At 67.6% G+C, this 14,857-nt stretch carries 12 protein-coding genes; 7 read left to right on the top strand and 5 right to left on the bottom strand.

The annotated features are described in order from the left end of the window. Nucleotides 1-33 precede the first annotated feature (33 nt). Nucleotides 34-1,473, top strand: a complete 1,440-nt coding sequence (locus tag B9Y86_RS06640) for an aminopeptidase P family protein (RefSeq protein WP_085484278.1) — start codon at nucleotides 34-36, stop codon at nucleotides 1,471-1,473. Between the two features lie 79 nt (nucleotides 1,474-1,552). Continuing rightward, the gene (locus B9Y86_RS06635; RefSeq protein WP_176223285.1) at nucleotides 1,553-1,942 is read left to right on the top strand and encodes a TraR/DksA family transcriptional regulator; all 390 of its coding nucleotides are present in this window, start codon (nucleotides 1,553-1,555) and stop codon (nucleotides 1,940-1,942) included. Nucleotides 1,943-2,066: 124 nt separating this feature from the next. On the opposite strand, the gene B9Y86_RS06630 is transcribed toward B9Y86_RS06635, so the two are convergent. Continuing rightward, nucleotides 2,067-2,957: a LysR substrate-binding domain-containing protein gene (locus B9Y86_RS06630; RefSeq protein ID WP_085484274.1), complete on the bottom strand. Its 891-nt coding sequence runs from the start codon at nucleotides 2,955-2,957 to the stop codon at nucleotides 2,067-2,069. Between the two features lie 90 nt (nucleotides 2,958-3,047). Between B9Y86_RS06630 and B9Y86_RS06625 the strand changes: the two genes are divergently transcribed. Both B9Y86_RS06625 and B9Y86_RS06620 read left to right on the top strand, forming a co-directional pair. Then, nucleotides 3,048-6,536 carry a bifunctional proline dehydrogenase/L-glutamate gamma-semialdehyde dehydrogenase gene (locus B9Y86_RS06625; protein ID WP_085484272.1) on the top strand — a complete coding sequence of 1,163 codons (3,489 nt, stop codon included), beginning with the start codon at nucleotides 3,048-3,050 and terminating at the stop codon, nucleotides 6,534-6,536. A 123-nt stretch (nucleotides 6,537-6,659) separates the two neighbouring features. Next, nucleotides 6,660-6,998, top strand: a complete 339-nt coding sequence (locus tag B9Y86_RS06620) for a hypothetical protein (protein WP_085484270.1) — start codon at nucleotides 6,660-6,662, stop codon at nucleotides 6,996-6,998. Nucleotides 6,999-7,113: 115 nt separating this feature from the next. Here B9Y86_RS06620 and B9Y86_RS06615 read toward each other — a convergent pair whose 3' ends face one another. Together B9Y86_RS06615 and B9Y86_RS06610 are read right to left on the bottom strand one after the other, a co-directional pair. Beyond that, on the bottom strand, nucleotides 7,114-8,436 hold the full coding sequence (locus B9Y86_RS06615; protein WP_085484268.1) for a M18 family aminopeptidase: 1,323 nt from the start codon (nucleotides 8,434-8,436) through the stop codon (nucleotides 7,114-7,116). A 44-nt stretch (nucleotides 8,437-8,480) separates the two neighbouring features. Continuing rightward, on the bottom strand, nucleotides 8,481-9,242 hold the full coding sequence (locus B9Y86_RS06610; RefSeq protein ID WP_085484266.1) for a FadR/GntR family transcriptional regulator: 762 nt from the start codon (nucleotides 9,240-9,242) through the stop codon (nucleotides 8,481-8,483). Nucleotides 9,243-9,345: 103 nt separating this feature from the next. Here B9Y86_RS06610 and B9Y86_RS06605 point away from each other — a divergent pair, with 103 nt between their 5' ends. From B9Y86_RS06605 to B9Y86_RS06595, 3 genes are read left to right on the top strand one after another with little or no spacing between them, the layout of a single operon-like run. Continuing rightward, a complete protein-coding gene (locus B9Y86_RS06605) occupies nucleotides 9,346-10,293 on the top strand; it encodes a proline iminopeptidase-family hydrolase (protein ID WP_139824781.1) in 948 nt (315 codons plus the stop codon). After that, nucleotides 10,290-11,681, top strand: coding sequence for an APC family permease (locus B9Y86_RS06600; protein WP_085484262.1), 1,392 nt, complete (start codon nucleotides 10,290-10,292; stop codon nucleotides 11,679-11,681). The genes B9Y86_RS06605 and B9Y86_RS06600 overlap by 4 nt, the downstream gene beginning before the upstream one ends. Beyond that, entirely contained in the window at nucleotides 11,678-12,649 is a 972-nt protein-coding gene (locus B9Y86_RS06595) for an acetamidase/formamidase family protein (RefSeq protein ID WP_085484260.1), read from the top strand. The genes B9Y86_RS06600 and B9Y86_RS06595 overlap by 4 nt, the downstream gene beginning before the upstream one ends. Here the strand turns inward: B9Y86_RS06595 and B9Y86_RS06590 are convergent. Further along, nucleotides 12,646-13,140 carry a hypothetical protein gene (locus B9Y86_RS06590; protein ID WP_139824780.1) on the bottom strand — a complete coding sequence of 165 codons (495 nt, stop codon included), beginning with the start codon at nucleotides 13,138-13,140 and terminating at the stop codon, nucleotides 12,646-12,648. The two genes, B9Y86_RS06595 and B9Y86_RS06590, sit on opposite strands and share 4 nt — an antisense overlap. A 46-nt stretch (nucleotides 13,141-13,186) precedes the next feature. Continuing rightward, nucleotides 13,187-14,836 carry a CYTH and CHAD domain-containing protein gene (locus B9Y86_RS06585; RefSeq protein ID WP_085484256.1) on the bottom strand — a complete coding sequence of 550 codons (1,650 nt, stop codon included), beginning with the start codon at nucleotides 14,834-14,836 and terminating at the stop codon, nucleotides 13,187-13,189. Nucleotides 14,837-14,857 lie beyond the last annotated feature (21 nt).

Below are 14,857 nucleotides of genomic sequence, written 5' to 3'. Positions count from 1 at the left end.
AAACGTGCTCGAGGAACGGGCTAATTTGCAGACATGACTACTCTTTCGCCCGCCCCGCGCGACCCCCGGATGCCTCGGCTCCCCACCTCCGAGACGTTCCGCGAGTTCATGGCCAGCGGCTGGGCAGAGCCCGATCGCACCGCCAGGGTCACGCCCGGCGCGGCCGAGGCCGCCTCAGATCACCGCGCAAGACTCTCGGCCCGATTCCCGGCAGATGCCCTCGTCGTCGCGAGCGGACGCAGCGCGGTTCGCTCCAACGACACCGAGTTCGGCTTCCGGCCGCACAGCGACTTCGCCTGGCTCACGGGATGCGTCGCCGAGGCGGCCGTCGTCGTGATGCGGCCCACCGCATCCGGCCACGACGCCGTGCTCTACCTCACCGAGCCCGCCTACGCGGGAGAGGAGGCCTTCTACGCCGACGCGATGCGGGGCGAGCTATGGGTGGGAGCCGCCCCGGGTCTCGACGACTGGGCGAGCGCACTGCAGATCGAGGTGCGTTCGCTGGCCGTGCTCGCCGACGATCTTCGCGCGCTTCACGGCATGATTCCTGGCGAGGTTCTCTCTGCCGGAGCGGCCGAACCCGCACTGGCCGAGAGCGGCATCGACACCGGTTCGCCCGCCCTCGAGCGGGTGCTCTCCGATCTCAAGCTCGTGAAAGACGAGTGGGAGATCACTCAGCTGCGCGCCGCTGTCGACGCCACGGTCGACGGCTTCGCCGCCGTCGTCGCAGAGCTTCCCACAGCACTCTCCGGCCGAGGAGAGCGCTGGCTGCAGGCCACGTTCGAACGCCACTCCCGCCAGGGCGCGAACGGCGTCGGGTACACCACCGTCATGGGCTCGGGGCCGAACGCGGCCACACTTCACTGGTCGCGCTGCGACGGCCCGGTGAGCGCCGATCACCTCGTTCTGCTCGACGCGGGCGTCGAGGTCGACACCCTCTACACGGCGGATGTCACGCGCGTCTTCCCGGCATCCGGCACCTTCTCGCCAGCCCAGCGCCGAGTGTACGAGCTCGTGCTCGAGGCGCGGGCGGCGGCGCTCGCCACGCTGCGACCAGGAGCACTGTTCTCTGACTTTCAAGAGGCGGCGCACGACGTGATCGCCCGCGGCCTGCACGGCTGGGGCATTCTGCCCGGCACGCTCGAGGAGGCCCTCAGCCCCGAGGGCCAGTACCACCGCCGCTATGCGATCTGCGGCAACGGGCATCACCTCGGCCTCGACGTGCACGACTGCGCCAAGACCAGCGAAGAGCTCTATCTGCGCACGCCTCTCGTTGCGGGCATGGTGCTCACGGTCGAACCGGGCATCTATTTCCACGCCAACGACCTCACTCTTCCCGAGGAGTTGCGCGGCATCGGGGTTCGCATCGAAGACGACCTGCTGATCACCGAGTCGGGCTACGAGAACCTCTCCGGCGCCCTGCCGGTGGAGGTCGACGATGTGGAGGCATGGGTGCGCTCGCTGACGCAGTAGCTGCGCGCCGCAGACGGCGCGTTCGGCGGTTTCGCGGCCACGGGTCACCTCGCCTCGCGGCCGTGCGAGCATGAATACTGTGCAATCACGAGCGTCCGAATCAGCGCTCACGGATGCCGAACTGCGGCTCCTCGAGGCGCAGTTGCGCGGGCGCCGGCTCGACATCGATAGAGAACTCGGCGGGCTGGCGCAGACACTCGTCGAGGTGCGCGAGGCGCGCGGCGCGGAGTCGGTCGACGACGAGCACGACCCCGAGGGTCCGACGCTGTCGAGCGAGTGGTCGCGCATCCACGGGGTGCATGGCGAGCTCGCGGCCGCATCGGAGGCGGTCGAAGCAGCCCTCGAGCGCATCGCGTCGGATAGCTACGGAGTCTGCACCCGATGCGGCCAGCCGATCGGGTTCGCACGCCTCGAGGCTCGACCCGAGGCAACGCTCTGCATCGAGTGCGCCCGAGCCGCAGAGCGCTGAGCGCTGTGCCCGGCGCCGCGCCCGAGCCCGAGCCCGCCATCGAGATGACAGTTCGCGTCACCTCATGGCCCCGAGATCGCGGTTCGATGCAGCGGAAGTGTCATCTCGGCATCCAGAAGAGGCCTCACGCCGCGACTTCTTCGAGCACCTCTCTGAACGCCACGGTCGCGGGGTGATGCGCGCCGCTGTCGCGCACCGAGGTGAAGATCGACCGACGCGCATCCCCCGCCAGCGCGAGGAGCCGGCAACTGGTCTCGCGCCCCGCCCACACGAGCTCGGGCATCAGCGCCACGGCATTGCCCGACTCGATCAGGCGGATCTGCGCCTGCAGGTCGGCGGTCTCGTAGCGCACATCGGGCTCGAATCCGGCGATGCGGCAGCGCTGCAGCGCCCAGTGTCGGGAGGCGGCACCCGCCGGCTCCATCACCCAGGGCAGGTCGTGCGCATCCTCGATCGACTCGACTCCGTGGATCTGACGCGCGAGGGGAGGAACGGCGAGAGAGACCGCGTCAGACGTGAGCCACTTCTTGTCGAGCTCCGGATGCCGCGGCGCCGCGTGCGCCGGGTATTCCTCGGCGACCACCATGTCGAAGTCGCGGGCCCAGGTCTCGTAAAGGGCCGTCTCGGGCTCGCGCTGCACCATCTCGACCCGCACCTCGGGATAGCGGGAGCGCATGAGGCTCAGCGCATCCGGCATCAGTGCCAACGCGGCCGACTGGAACACGGCGACCCGCACGCTGCCGGTGACGGCGGTCAACGAGGCTGCGAGCGTGGCTTCGGCGCTCTCGAGGATCTCGAGCATCGCGGCGGTCTGAGCGACGAGAATCTCGGCCTGAGGCGTGAGTTGCACGCGGCGGCCGACTTTGCGCAGCAGCTCGACACCCGTCTCTTTCTCGAGCAGCGCAAGCTGCTGCGACACCGATGACGGGCTGAAATTCATGGCCGACGCGACCTCGGCGAGGGTGCCACGAATCTTGAGTTCACGCAGGATGCGCAAGCGCCGGGCATCGAGCATTGTCGCGCTCTCCATTCATCGGCTGAACTGATGTTTATTGGTTACAAAAGGTCACTTTATCTAAAGTGACCGTGATCCCATACTGAACCCATGACCGACATTGCCTCTAACCCGGAAGCGACAATCGAGGCCCCCAACGCCGCGACCCGTTCACGCCCCGAATCCCCCACCGACCTGCCCACTCCCGAGGCGGTCACCGCCCTCGTGCGCCGTTGGCTCACCGAAGCCGCGGCCATCCCCGCCGACGCGTCGGCCCAGCGCCTGGCCGGCGTTCTCAAAGACCCGAAGGGGCTCGACTTCACCGTCGGATTCGTCGACGGCGTCGTGCGCCCCGAGGACCTCGGCGTGGCCGCGCGCAACCTGCGCGCGCTCGCTCCCGATGTACCGGCGTTCCTGCCCTGGTACCTGAAGAGCGCCGTTCGCCTCGGCGGCATGGCAGCTCCCATCGCGCCGGCCATCGCCATCCCGATCGCCCGCAAGGTGCTGCGCGGCATGGTGGGCCACCTCATCATCGATGCCACAGACGCCCGTCTCGGCTCGGCCATCGCGAAGCTGCGCAGCCACGGCGAGGGAACGAAGCTCAACGTGAACCTGCTCGGCGAGGCCGTGCTCGGCGAGGCCGAGGCCGCCCGTCGCCTCGAGGGCACGCACCGACTACTCGCCCGCGACGACGTCGACTACGTGTCGATCAAGGTCTCCTCCACCGTCGCCCCGCACTCGGCCTGGGCCTTCGACGAAGCCGTCGCCCACATCGTCGAGCGCCTCACGCCGTTGTTCGAGCGCGCTGCCAAGGCGACGCCGGCCAAGTTCATCAACCTCGACATGGAGGAGTACAAAGACCTCGACCTCACCATGGCCGTGTTCATGCGCATCCTCGACGACCCTCGCTTCTTCGGTCTCGAAGCGGGCATCGTGCTGCAGGCCTATCTGCCGGATGCCCTCTCCGCGATGATCCGCCTGCAGGACTGGGCATCCGCTCGTCGTGCCGCCGGTGGTGCCGGGGTGAAGGTGCGCATCGTGAAGGGCGCGAACCTGCCCATGGAGGAGGTCGAGGCGAGCCTGCACGGCTGGCCGCTCGCGACCTGGTCGACGAAGCAGCAGAGTGACACGAACTACAAGCGCGTCGTGACCTACTCGCTGCACCCCGATCGCATCGACAACGTTCGCATCGGAGTCGCCGGACACAACCTCTTCGACATCGCCTTCGCCTGGCTGCTCGCTCAGAAGCGTGGCGTGACCGACGGGCTCGAGTTCGAGATGCTGCTGGGCATGGCCCAGGGGCAGGCCGAGGCCGTGCGCCGCGAAGTCGGATCGCTGCTGCTCTACACGCCCGTCGTGCATCCGCAGGAGTTCGACGTGGCGATCGCGTACCTCATCCGCCGCCTCGAAGAGGGCGCAAGCCAACAGAACTTCATGTCGGCCGTCTTCGAACTCAGCGAGAACGAGGCGCTGTTCACCCGTGAGCGCGAGCGCTTCGAGGCGTCGCTTGCCGAGCTCGACGACGCCGTACCGCAGCCGAACCGCACACAGAACCGCGGCGCCTCAGAGGCACCGGCGGCGCGTACCGGCTTCGACAACACTGCCGACACCGACCCCGCACTGCCCCAGAACCGTGCGTGGGGTCTCGAGATTCTGCGCCGCGTTCCGTCGTCGCTGCTGGGCGATGACACGATCGCCGAGTCGATCGTGCACGACGAAACCGAATTGGATGCGGTGATCCAGACCGCGGCCGAGGCCGGTTCCGCATGGGGTCGGCTCTCTGGCGCCGAGCGTGCCGAGGTGCTGCACCGCGCGGGCGACGAACTCGCCCTCTCGCGCGCCGATCTGATGGAGGTCATGGCCTCGGAGACAGGCAAGACCCTCGATCAGAGCGACCCGGAGGTCTCGGAGGCGATCGACTTCGCCCACTTCTACGCCGAGCGCGCCCGCGAACTCGACAGCGTCGACGGCGCCACCTTTGTGCCCTCGACCCTCACCGTCGTCGCTCCTCCGTGGAACTTCCCCGTCGCCATCCCCGCGGGCTCGACCCTCGCCGCCCTCGCGGCCGGTTCAGCTGTGGTCATCAAGCCTGCCCGCCAGGCCCGCCGCTCCGGTGCCGTGATGGTCGAGGCTCTCTGGCGGGCGGGTGTTCCCCGCGAGGCTCTTCGACTCGTGCAGCTCGCCGACCAGTCGCTGGGTCGCACGCTCATCGCTCACGACTCCGTCGACCGTGTCATCTTGACCGGCGGATACGAGACGGCCGAACTGTTCCGCTCGTTCCGCCCCGACGTGCCCCTGCTAGCCGAGACCAGCGGCAAGAATGCCATCATCGTGACGCCGTCGGCCGACCTCGACCTCGCTGTCAAAGATGTGGTCGCCTCGGCCTTCGGTCACGCCGGGCAGAAGTGCTCGGCGGCATCCCTCGTGATTCTGGTGGGATCGGTCGCGACCTCGCGCCGCTTCCGCACCCAGCTGGTCGACGCGGTGTCGTCGCTCACGGTCGGTTATCCGGCCGATCCGAGCACGCAGATGGGCCCGATCATCGAGAAGGCGAAAGGCAAGTTGCTCTCCGGCCTCACCACCCTCGGTGATGGCGAGAAGTGGCTCGTCGAGCCGAAGAAACTCGACGACAGCGGCGCCCTCTGGAGCCCGGGAGTGCGCGCTGGCGTGCGTCGCGGATCCGAGTATCACCTCACCGAGTACTTCGGCCCGATCCTCGGCATCATGACGGCCGCCACGCTCGAGGAGGCGATCGAGATCCAGAACGAGATCGATTATGGACTCACCGCCGGGCTGCACTCGCTGAACTCGGCCGAGCTGGGCGTGTGGCTGTCGCGCATCCAGGCCGGAAATCTGTATGTCAATCGCGGAACCACCGGCGCGATCGTGCGCCGCCAGCCCTTCGGTGGCTGGAAGAAGTCGGTCGTCGGGCCAGGCTCGAAGGCCGGAGGCCCGAACTACCTGCTCGGTCTCGGCTCGTGGCAGACGGCCGTGAGCCACGCCGACGCGCCCGTGGCCAACGCATCGGTTCGACGACTGATCGACGCCGCCGCGACCGAGCTGAGCGCCGATGACTTCGGCAGCCTGCGCCGCGCCGCTGCGAGCGACGCCGCTGCGTGGGCATCGGAGTTCGGCCTCGCCCGCGACGTCTCTGGCCTCAGCGCCGAGCGCAACGTGTTCCGTTACGTGCCGCGCCCCGTGACCGTGCGATTCGGCAGCGACGCGACCGACGCATCCGTCGTACGCGTGCTGGCGGCCGCGTTCGTCTCGGGCGCGCCGATCGAGGTGTCGGCCGCGGTCGCGCTTCCGGCGCAGCTGCGCGCAGCCGTCGCCGAGTGCGGCCTCTCGATGCGCATCGAGAGCGACGAGGCGTGGCTGGCTCGGGCGAACACAATGATGGATGCGACGGTGCGGCTGGTCGGGGCATCTGCAGGCGAGCTCGCGATCGCCACGGGCGGCCGCCCGGATCTCGCCGTCTACGCCGGCGAGGTCACGGAGTCGGGCCGCATCGAGCTGCTGCCGTTCCTGCACGAGCAGGCGGTGTCGATCACGGCGCACCGCTTTGGAACGCCGAACCACCTGAGCGACAACCTGATCTAGCGGCGGGATCTCGATACGGTCGCTGCGCGACCTACTCGATCAGCGCAGACGTGTGCGCTGGTCGAGTAGTCGCGTGAGGAACGAGCTCGACGTATCGAGACCACCCACCGCTACGCTGAGGCGGTGGACGCCCTGGTCACCATCCTCTTCGTCGTGCTCATCGGCGCTGCGGTTCTCCCCCTGCTCGCGCTGGTCGTCTACATCGTTGCCAGCGCATTCGGACTCGGTTTCGCAGACCGGGTCCTCGACGCGACCATGGCGCTTCTGACAGCTCAATGGAGCATAGGCGGCGTGCTCAATGCGATCGTCGGCGTGGCGCTCATCGCGCTCGGCGTCTGGTGCGTGATAACCGTGGAGCCCGCTGTCGCGAAAGGATTGTGCCTCGCGCTCATCCCCCTGGGCATCTGGCGTCTCGTGCGAGGAGCGCACATTCTCCGAGCCGCACGCGGAACACCCAAATGAGCTCGACTCGGATCTCGATACGGTCGCTGCGCGACCTACTCGATCAGCGCCGACCTGTGCGCTGGTCGAGTAGTCGCGCGAGGAACGAGCTCGACGTATCGAGACCACGCGCCCGCTACGCTCCCGCGAAGAACGCCCCGACCGCGGCCGACAGCGCCACGGGGTCGTTCACATGGCACAGCTCGCGCGCCGAGTGCATCGACAGCAGCGGAACTCCCACGTCGACCGTACGGATTCCGAGCCTCGTCGCGGTCAGTGGTCCGATCGTCGATCCGCACGGAACAGCGTTGTTCGACACGAACTCCTGATAACTGACGCCCGCCCGCTCGCAGGCGCGCGCCCACAGGGCCGCACCGAACGCATCCGTCGCATAGCGCTGGTTTGCGTTGATCTTGAGCAAAGGCCCGCCGCCCGCAATCGGAGTGTTCACGGGGTCGTGCCGCTCGGGATAGTTCGGGTGGATCGCGTGGCCCGCGTCGGCAGACAGACACCAGGATGCGGCGTACGCGCGCAGACGGTCGCTCTGGGTGGAACCGAGACCGGCCCCGATGCGGCTGAGTACGTCGTCGAGCAGGGGGCCGGATGCGCCGGAGCGCGACTGGCTGCCGAGTTCTTCGTGGTCGAACGCCGCGAGCACGCTGATGTGCTGCTGCTCAGCCTGAGCCTCGTCGGCGGCCGCGATCAGCGCAACGAGCCCCGCGTAGACCGACGACAGGTTGTCCATGCGGCCGGCGGCGAAGAGTTCGCCATCTTTGCCGAAGCGAGCGGGCGCTTGGGTGTTCGCCGTCAGCAGGTCGTAGCCGGCGACATCCCAGGCCGGCACTCCCGCCAGGTGCGCCAGATGGGCCAGCAGATCGCCGGCGTGCCCCACCCCGAAGACCGGGGTCATATGCCGCTGTTTGTCGAGCACGAGCCCCGAGTTCACCTCGCGATCGAGGTGGATGGCGAGCTGGGGAATGCGCAGGTAGGGCCCGGTGCGCACAAGATGCTCGCGACCATCGTGGGTGACGAGCCGACCGGCGAGTTCGAGTTCGCGGTCGAGCCACGAGTTGAGCAGCGGGCCGCCGTAGACCTCTACGCCGGCCTGCAGCCATCCGCGGTTCGCGATCGTGGGCTTCGGCTTGAGCTTGAAGCCGGGCGAGTCGGTGTGCGAGCCGAGAACGCGGAATGGCGTCGTCTTCGTCGCTCCGGCGGGCATCAGCCACGCGATGATCGCGCCGTCGCGCACCACATAGTGCCGAGCGGATGCGGCGGGCTCGGTGCCGCCACCATCGCCGTCGGCGCCGGCCGCCGGCCAGTCGCTCGCCTCCTCGAGTCGCGAGAATCCGGCCTCGTCGAGCCGACGGGCGGCCTCGGCGACCGCGTGATACGAGCTCGGAGATGCTTCGATGAAACGGGCGAAGTCGTCGATGTACGCGTCGGTGATGTGGGCATCCATAGAGTCAATCCAACCACTGCAATCGGGTGGCGAAGGCCTCCTGCTCAGCGGGCGGCGAGCGAGCGGGCCAGCGCGGCCTCGATGAGTTCGAGGTCGATGTGCACGTGTTCCGATGCGATGCGACCGGCGTCGTCGGCTCTGCCGTCGACGATGGCTGCGACGAGCTCCTCGTGATCGCCCAGTGCGCGCAGCTCCATCTCTCGCATTCCTTCGGGCGAGCCCCAGAGGTGCGCCGGGGCCGAGATGCTGATGCGCGATTCGAGCTCGAGCAGCAGAGACGGCAGAGTGGCGTTGTGGGTGGCGCGGCCGATGGCGAGGTGCAGCTGCTCGTCGGCCTTCTGCGATGCCAAGCCTGACTCGGCGGAGCGATAGCCGGCGAGGCATTCCTGCATACGCTCGACGTCGTCGGGCGTTCGCCGGTTCGCGGCCGCACCGGCGATGGTGCCGTGCAGCCACGCGATGGCCTCGAGGGTGTCGCGCAGGTCGTCGAGCCGGGCCGAGAGGGTGCGCTGCACCGGGGCATCCGACTCTGCCCCCCATTGCTCTCGCACGAACGACCCACCACCTCGCCCGCGTTGGGTCTCGAGCAGCCCCTTCTCGACGAGCACGGCGAGCGCCTGCCGCACGGCCATGCGGCCCACCTTGAGCGAGGCCGCAAGAGTTCGTTCGGGCGGAAGCTTGGAGCCGGGAAGATACTCGCCGACAGCGATGGCGGTGATGAGCCGGTCGGTGATCTCGTCGGACCTCGACGAGCTCACGATCGGGGTCCCGAGGTGAGAGGCGACGGGCGTCTGGTCCGCGGTCATCGGATCCTCCGTTCGCGTGTCATCGGGCGGCCGAATGTAACGCTCATGTTAACGGAGCCAAATGGTCTTCTGGTGAGACCTTTTCTTGTGCACAATGACTCTCATGTCTTCTGTGACCACCCGTCTCATCCCGTTCGGCGAGTACTCCACCTGGGTTCGAATCGAGAAGCCCGACGCGCCACGAGAAGACGCGCTCCCCCTCGTCGTTCTGCACGGCGGCCCCGGGATGGCGCACAACTACGTGCGCAACATCGGCCTGATCGCCGACGAGACCGGTCGCACGGTCATTCACTACGACCAGCTGGGCTGCGGCAACAGCACTCACCTACCCGATGCGCCGGCCGACTTCTGGACGCCGCAACTCTTCGTCGACGAGTTCGAGAATCTCGTCGACGCGCTCGGGCTCGACCAGGTGCATCTGCTGGGCCAGTCGTGGGGCGGGATGCTCGCTGCCGAGATCGGGGTGCGACGCAACCCTGCGCTGGCGAGCCTGAGTATCTGCAACTCCCCCGCCTCGATGCCGCTCTGGTCGCAGGCCGCGAGCGCCCTGCGCGACGAGCTGCCGCCCGAGGTGCAGAGCGCGCTCGACCGGCACGAGGCCGCCGGAACGCTGGACGACCCCGAGTACGTGGCGGCATCGGCCGTCTTCTACGAGCGGCACGTGTGCCGCGTCACCCCGACACCCCCCGATTTTCAGGAGAGCGTCGACCAGATGGAAGCGGAGCCCACGGTGTACCACACCATGAATGGGCCGAACGAGTTCCATGTCGTCGGCACCCTGGGTTCCTGGACCGTCGTCGATCGCCTCGATCGCATCGACACCCCCACACTCGTCGTCGCCGGCGAGTTCGACGAAGCGACGCCCGCCACCTGGGAACCCTTCGCCACCCGCATCGCCGGAGTCACCACCCATGTCTTCGCCGGAGCCAGCCACTGCGTTCACCTCGAGCAGCCCGAGATCTTCCGGGCCGAGATAGCGCACTTCTTGAGCAAGCATGACCTCAGCACGCACGACTACAGCCCCTCCGGCAGAAGAGACCTCACATCATGACCCAGTCCGACCCCGCCCTGACCGCCCAGCAGGAGCTCGAATCGCTCGGCTACAAGCAGCAACTCAAGAGAAGCGTCTCGACCGTCGATCTGCTGATCTACGGTCTCGTCTTCATGGTGCCCATCGCGCCGTGGGCGATCTTCGGCGTCGTGTACAACGCGGCCGGCGGCATGGTTCCGCTGGTCTATCTCATCGGCCTCGTCGCCATGATCTTCACGGCCCTGGCCTACCAGCAGATGGCCAAATCGATCCCGCTGGCCGGAAGCGTCTTCTCCTACGTGGGCCGCGGCATCCACCCCACGGCCGGATTCTTCGCGGGCTGGGCCATTCTGCTCGACTACCTGCTCGTGCCGACCCTCCTCTACGTCTTCGCCGCCGAGTCGATGGTGGGCATCTTCCCCGACACTCCACGCTGGGTCTGGGCTCTCGTCTTCGTCGCCATCAACACGGTCGTCAACCTGTTGGGCATCGGTTCGCTCAAGCTGATGAACCGCATCTTTCTCGCGATCGAGCTGATCTTCGTCGTGATCTTCATCGTCATCGCCGTCACCGCTCTCTCGGGCAATACGGTGCCCGGAGCGGCCTTCACGATCGATCCGCTGTGGGACGCGAGCAAGGTGACCGGGCCGCTCATCGCATCCGCCCTGTCGATCGCCGTGCTCAGCTTCTTGGGCTTCGACGGCATCTCGACCATGTCGGAGGAAGCCACCGGCGGACGCAACTCCGCCGGCCGCGCCATGATCCTCGCGCTGATCATCGTCGCCGTGCTCTTCATCGTGCAGACCTGGCTGGCGAGCGCCCTGGCCGGCGGACGCGAGTCGTTCAGCGACGACGAGGCGGGCAATGCCTTCTTCACCATCGTGCAGGCGGCCTCGAACAGTGGATGGATGACCGCCTTCCTGGTCGTGAACGTACTCGCCGTGGGCATCGCCAACGCGATGGCCGCTCAGGCCGCCACCAGCCGGCTGCTCTTCTCGATGAGCCGCGATCGCCAGCTGCCTCGCTTCCTCAGCACCATCAACAAGCGCCAGGTTCCCCAGAACGCCATCCTGCTCGTGTCGGCCCTCTCTGCCGTTCTGGTGCTGTTCTTCGTCGGGCAGATCGACTTGATCTCGGCACTCGTCAACTTCGGGGCGCTCTTCGGCTTCATGCTGCTGCACATCGCCGTGATCGTCTTCTACATCGTGAAGAAGAAGTCCAAGAACTACCTTCTGCACCTCGTCGTGCCGGTCATCGGATTCCTGATCATCGGCTACGTGCTGTTGAACGCGGCCATCGAGGCCAAGATAGGCGGGCTCGTCTGGCTCGTCATCGGAGCCGCCGTCTTCGCCTATTACAAGGTCACCGGTCGAAAGACCGAGCTGACAGAAGAGGATGCTCACGCATGAGCGACAGAGACCACGGCAACACGACCTGGATCGTCGACCCTTCGGGAATCGACCACCTGCTCGGCAAGGAGAACGGCCGCTTCGGCTTCGAGGCGTCAAGCCCCGCCCTCAGGATCGCCCCGGGAACCGGCGAGCGCATCGGCTTCGAGACGAGCGACGAGGTGTATCGCCAGCTTCACGAGCACAAAGACATGCAGAAGCTCACGGCGGGCATCAACCCCGTCACCGGCCCCGTTCATGTCGAGGGGGCCGTCCCGGGCGACACCCTCGCCGTGTCGATTCACGAGATCAGGTTGAAGGACTGCGGCTGGTCTGTGAGCCTGCCCGGCACCGGCGCACTGTCCGAGGTCATGGGACCGGAATTGTTCAGCCGTCGCGTTCCGCTCGACGCGGACGGCGCCCATGTCACCGATCGGCACACGTTCGCCGTGCGTCCGATGATCGGATGCATCGGCACGGCTCCCGCAGAGGGCTCGAACTCCACCATCATGCCGGCCTATGCACAGGGCGGCAACATGGACCTGACCGAGTGCCGCCCCGGATCGGTGGTCTACCTTCCCGTGATGGTCGAGGGCGCGTACCTCTCGATCGGCGACATCCACGCGCTGATGGCCGAGGGAGAGTCGTCGTTCGTGGCGATCGAGGCCGAGGGTGTCGCCGTCGTCAGCATCGACCTGATCCCGGGCAAGCGCATCCGGGCACCCCGGGTTGAGACCGACGACGAGTGGATCTTCGTGGGCCTGGGCGACCCCGTCCAGCAGAGCGTCACTCGAGGCTACGAAGACCTCTTCGAGTTCTTGACCATCGACAACGGCTGGACGAAAGGCGATGCCTACGCCGTGATGAGCGCCGTGTGCCACTCGAGGCTCGGTGGGCCGACCGGATCGGAGACTCCCGATCCGCTGCATCCGATGGCGCCTGTCGGAGCGGTGACCCTGCACATCCTGCCGAAAAGCGTTCTGCTCTAGGAGGAAGGAGCCTCGTCGGGGAACACTCGCTTGTACGTGCGCCCGTCGGACAGCGTCACGGTCTCGGCCCGCAGCTGACCGCGGCTGACGCGCAGATACACCGCCTGGGCGCTTATCCCGAGTTTCGTCGCCGCCTCCGATACCGACATGCCCGGCAGGTCGGTGGGCACGCTGCTCGGCCTCGCGGAGCGCTTGCGGCCCGCCTCGTGCCGTTCGAGGATCTCGGCGTCGGTGCCATGCCAGCGCCACTTCGCGGCCGCAGCTCCGAGCCCGGCCGCACTCGCGATCTCCTCCCACGTTATTCCGGACGCGCGGGCCTCACGCACAGCGTGGAGCGTCGCGGCGTCTTTCTCGAGTTCGCCGGCGAGCATGCGCACGGCGCGAATGCGATCGAGGGGCGGAGGGGGCGATTGGGGCGATGCGACAGCGGCGGCATCGAGCTCGGCCACGCGGGCGAGCCACAGGCGACTTTCGTCAGACAGGAAGGACACGCGGTCATGTTAGCCTCCCATTTCTGTGCATGACTGGGAGTCGCCGTCAGAGACTCTCGGCCCGCCGATCGAGGCGTTTGAGCGCCTTCGGAGACTCGTTGAGAGCAGCCGACCCTCTGTTCTGCGCGCGAACAGACATGGCGCCATAGACGAACGTGTTCTCGCCCGCAGCGTGGGCGCGGTTCGAGTTCAGCAGCAGGTGCTCCACGAACAGGGCGTTGTCGCGGTGGTCGCCGAGAGCATCCTGCACGCGTTCCGCCTCGCGCGAGATGTGCCGGTACCTCTTGCCGAGCACGGCCGTGCCGCCCTTCGATACCGCGTCTGCCGCGAACCGCAGTCGGCGCGCAGCCTTACGGGCGCTGTGCAGCGCACGATCACCGCGGGCGTCGATGTCGCCGCCCGGCCCGGATGCTCCGGCGAAGGCGGCCGCACCGGCTCGCTTTCGCAGCCGCGCCAGTTCGCTCGCGATCACTTTGGCAGCGACGACCTTGATCGGCGTGCGCTTCTCGCCCAAAGCCGAGAGGGGCGGATTCGCCACGAAGTCGTCGAGTTCATCGAACAGCCGGTAGTAGCTCGCGCTCGACAGCATGCGCAACGCCGCAGCGTGCGCCTGACGGTATTCCTCGAGCGAGCCTTCGACCAGGCGACGGTGCGAGGCATCGCTCGTGCGGTGCCCCAACTCACTGAGCTCGTCGCCGGCGAGTTGCGCACGGACTTCGGCATCGCGAGCCGTGCCGAGCACCCCTCCCAGTGTGCGGAGCTGATCACGCAGCGACGACACCCGCTCGTCATCGAACAATCGCCGGTACGCCGCGAGCACGCTGCGCAGTCGGCGAACGGCGGATCGCATCTGATGCACGGAGTCGGGCTGATCGGCGCGAGCCTGGGGATCGAGTTGCTCGAGCTGCTCGACGAGCTGGCGCAACGCCTCGACGATCACGTCGGCGGCGGGGCTCTTCGATGTCAGCTCAGACGCGGGCGCGGGGCGGGCGCTCGGGACCGCGCGCTGCACCTCGACTGCGTCTTGCTCCCCGGCATCGTCTAGCGCATCGCTCAGCGAATCATGGCCGAGCGCCCGCGCGATCTTGGCCGGCGACGACGATACGGTGGCGGCCTCGGCGAGCACGGCCACCTCGATGGCATCGAGCAGGGCCGTCCGCCCCTCCTCGCTGTCTGGCGCCCCAGGCAGAAGCTCCACCTCCCACTCGCGCCAGGCCCGCACGGCGCCACCCCGAACATCCGATGCCGTGACCTGATCGTCGGCGAATTCGGCGACGGCCTCGCCGCCCGCGCCGACCAGATGCGTCGCGGTGCGTCGGGTCGAGATGCGGGCGAGCGGGGTCAGGATGCGATCACGCACGATCGCGCGCACAGGCTCGAGAACCGACTCGGGCACGGCGTCTGACGACGAATCCGCGGCTCCGTCGACGTCGAGCGGCCAGTGTAATTCCGTGCGACCTTCGCCCGCCGGACGCTTGATGTGCCACCCCTCGTCGCCTCCGCCCTCGCGGCGGCGCACGATGTGGCGCTTGCGCAGAAGATCGAGTCCTTCGGTGTCGTAGTACACAGCCTCGAGCTGCACGGCGTCGTCGACGGAGACACTCTCGATGCCCTCGACACTCGTGAATGTGGGCACGAGCGCATTCTCGTCGACGTCGTATTTGCGCTCGATCTCGACCTGGCTGGTGTGCTTCATGGCTTCTCCGTCGGGGCTGAC

The organism is Agreia pratensis (genome assembly GCF_900177685.1).
GTDB classification, from domain to species: domain Bacteria; phylum Actinomycetota; class Actinomycetes; order Actinomycetales; family Microbacteriaceae; genus Agreia; species Agreia pratensis.
The sequence above is the reverse complement of the archived record's forward strand: the minus strand, read 5'-3'. Positions and strand labels throughout refer to the sequence as shown.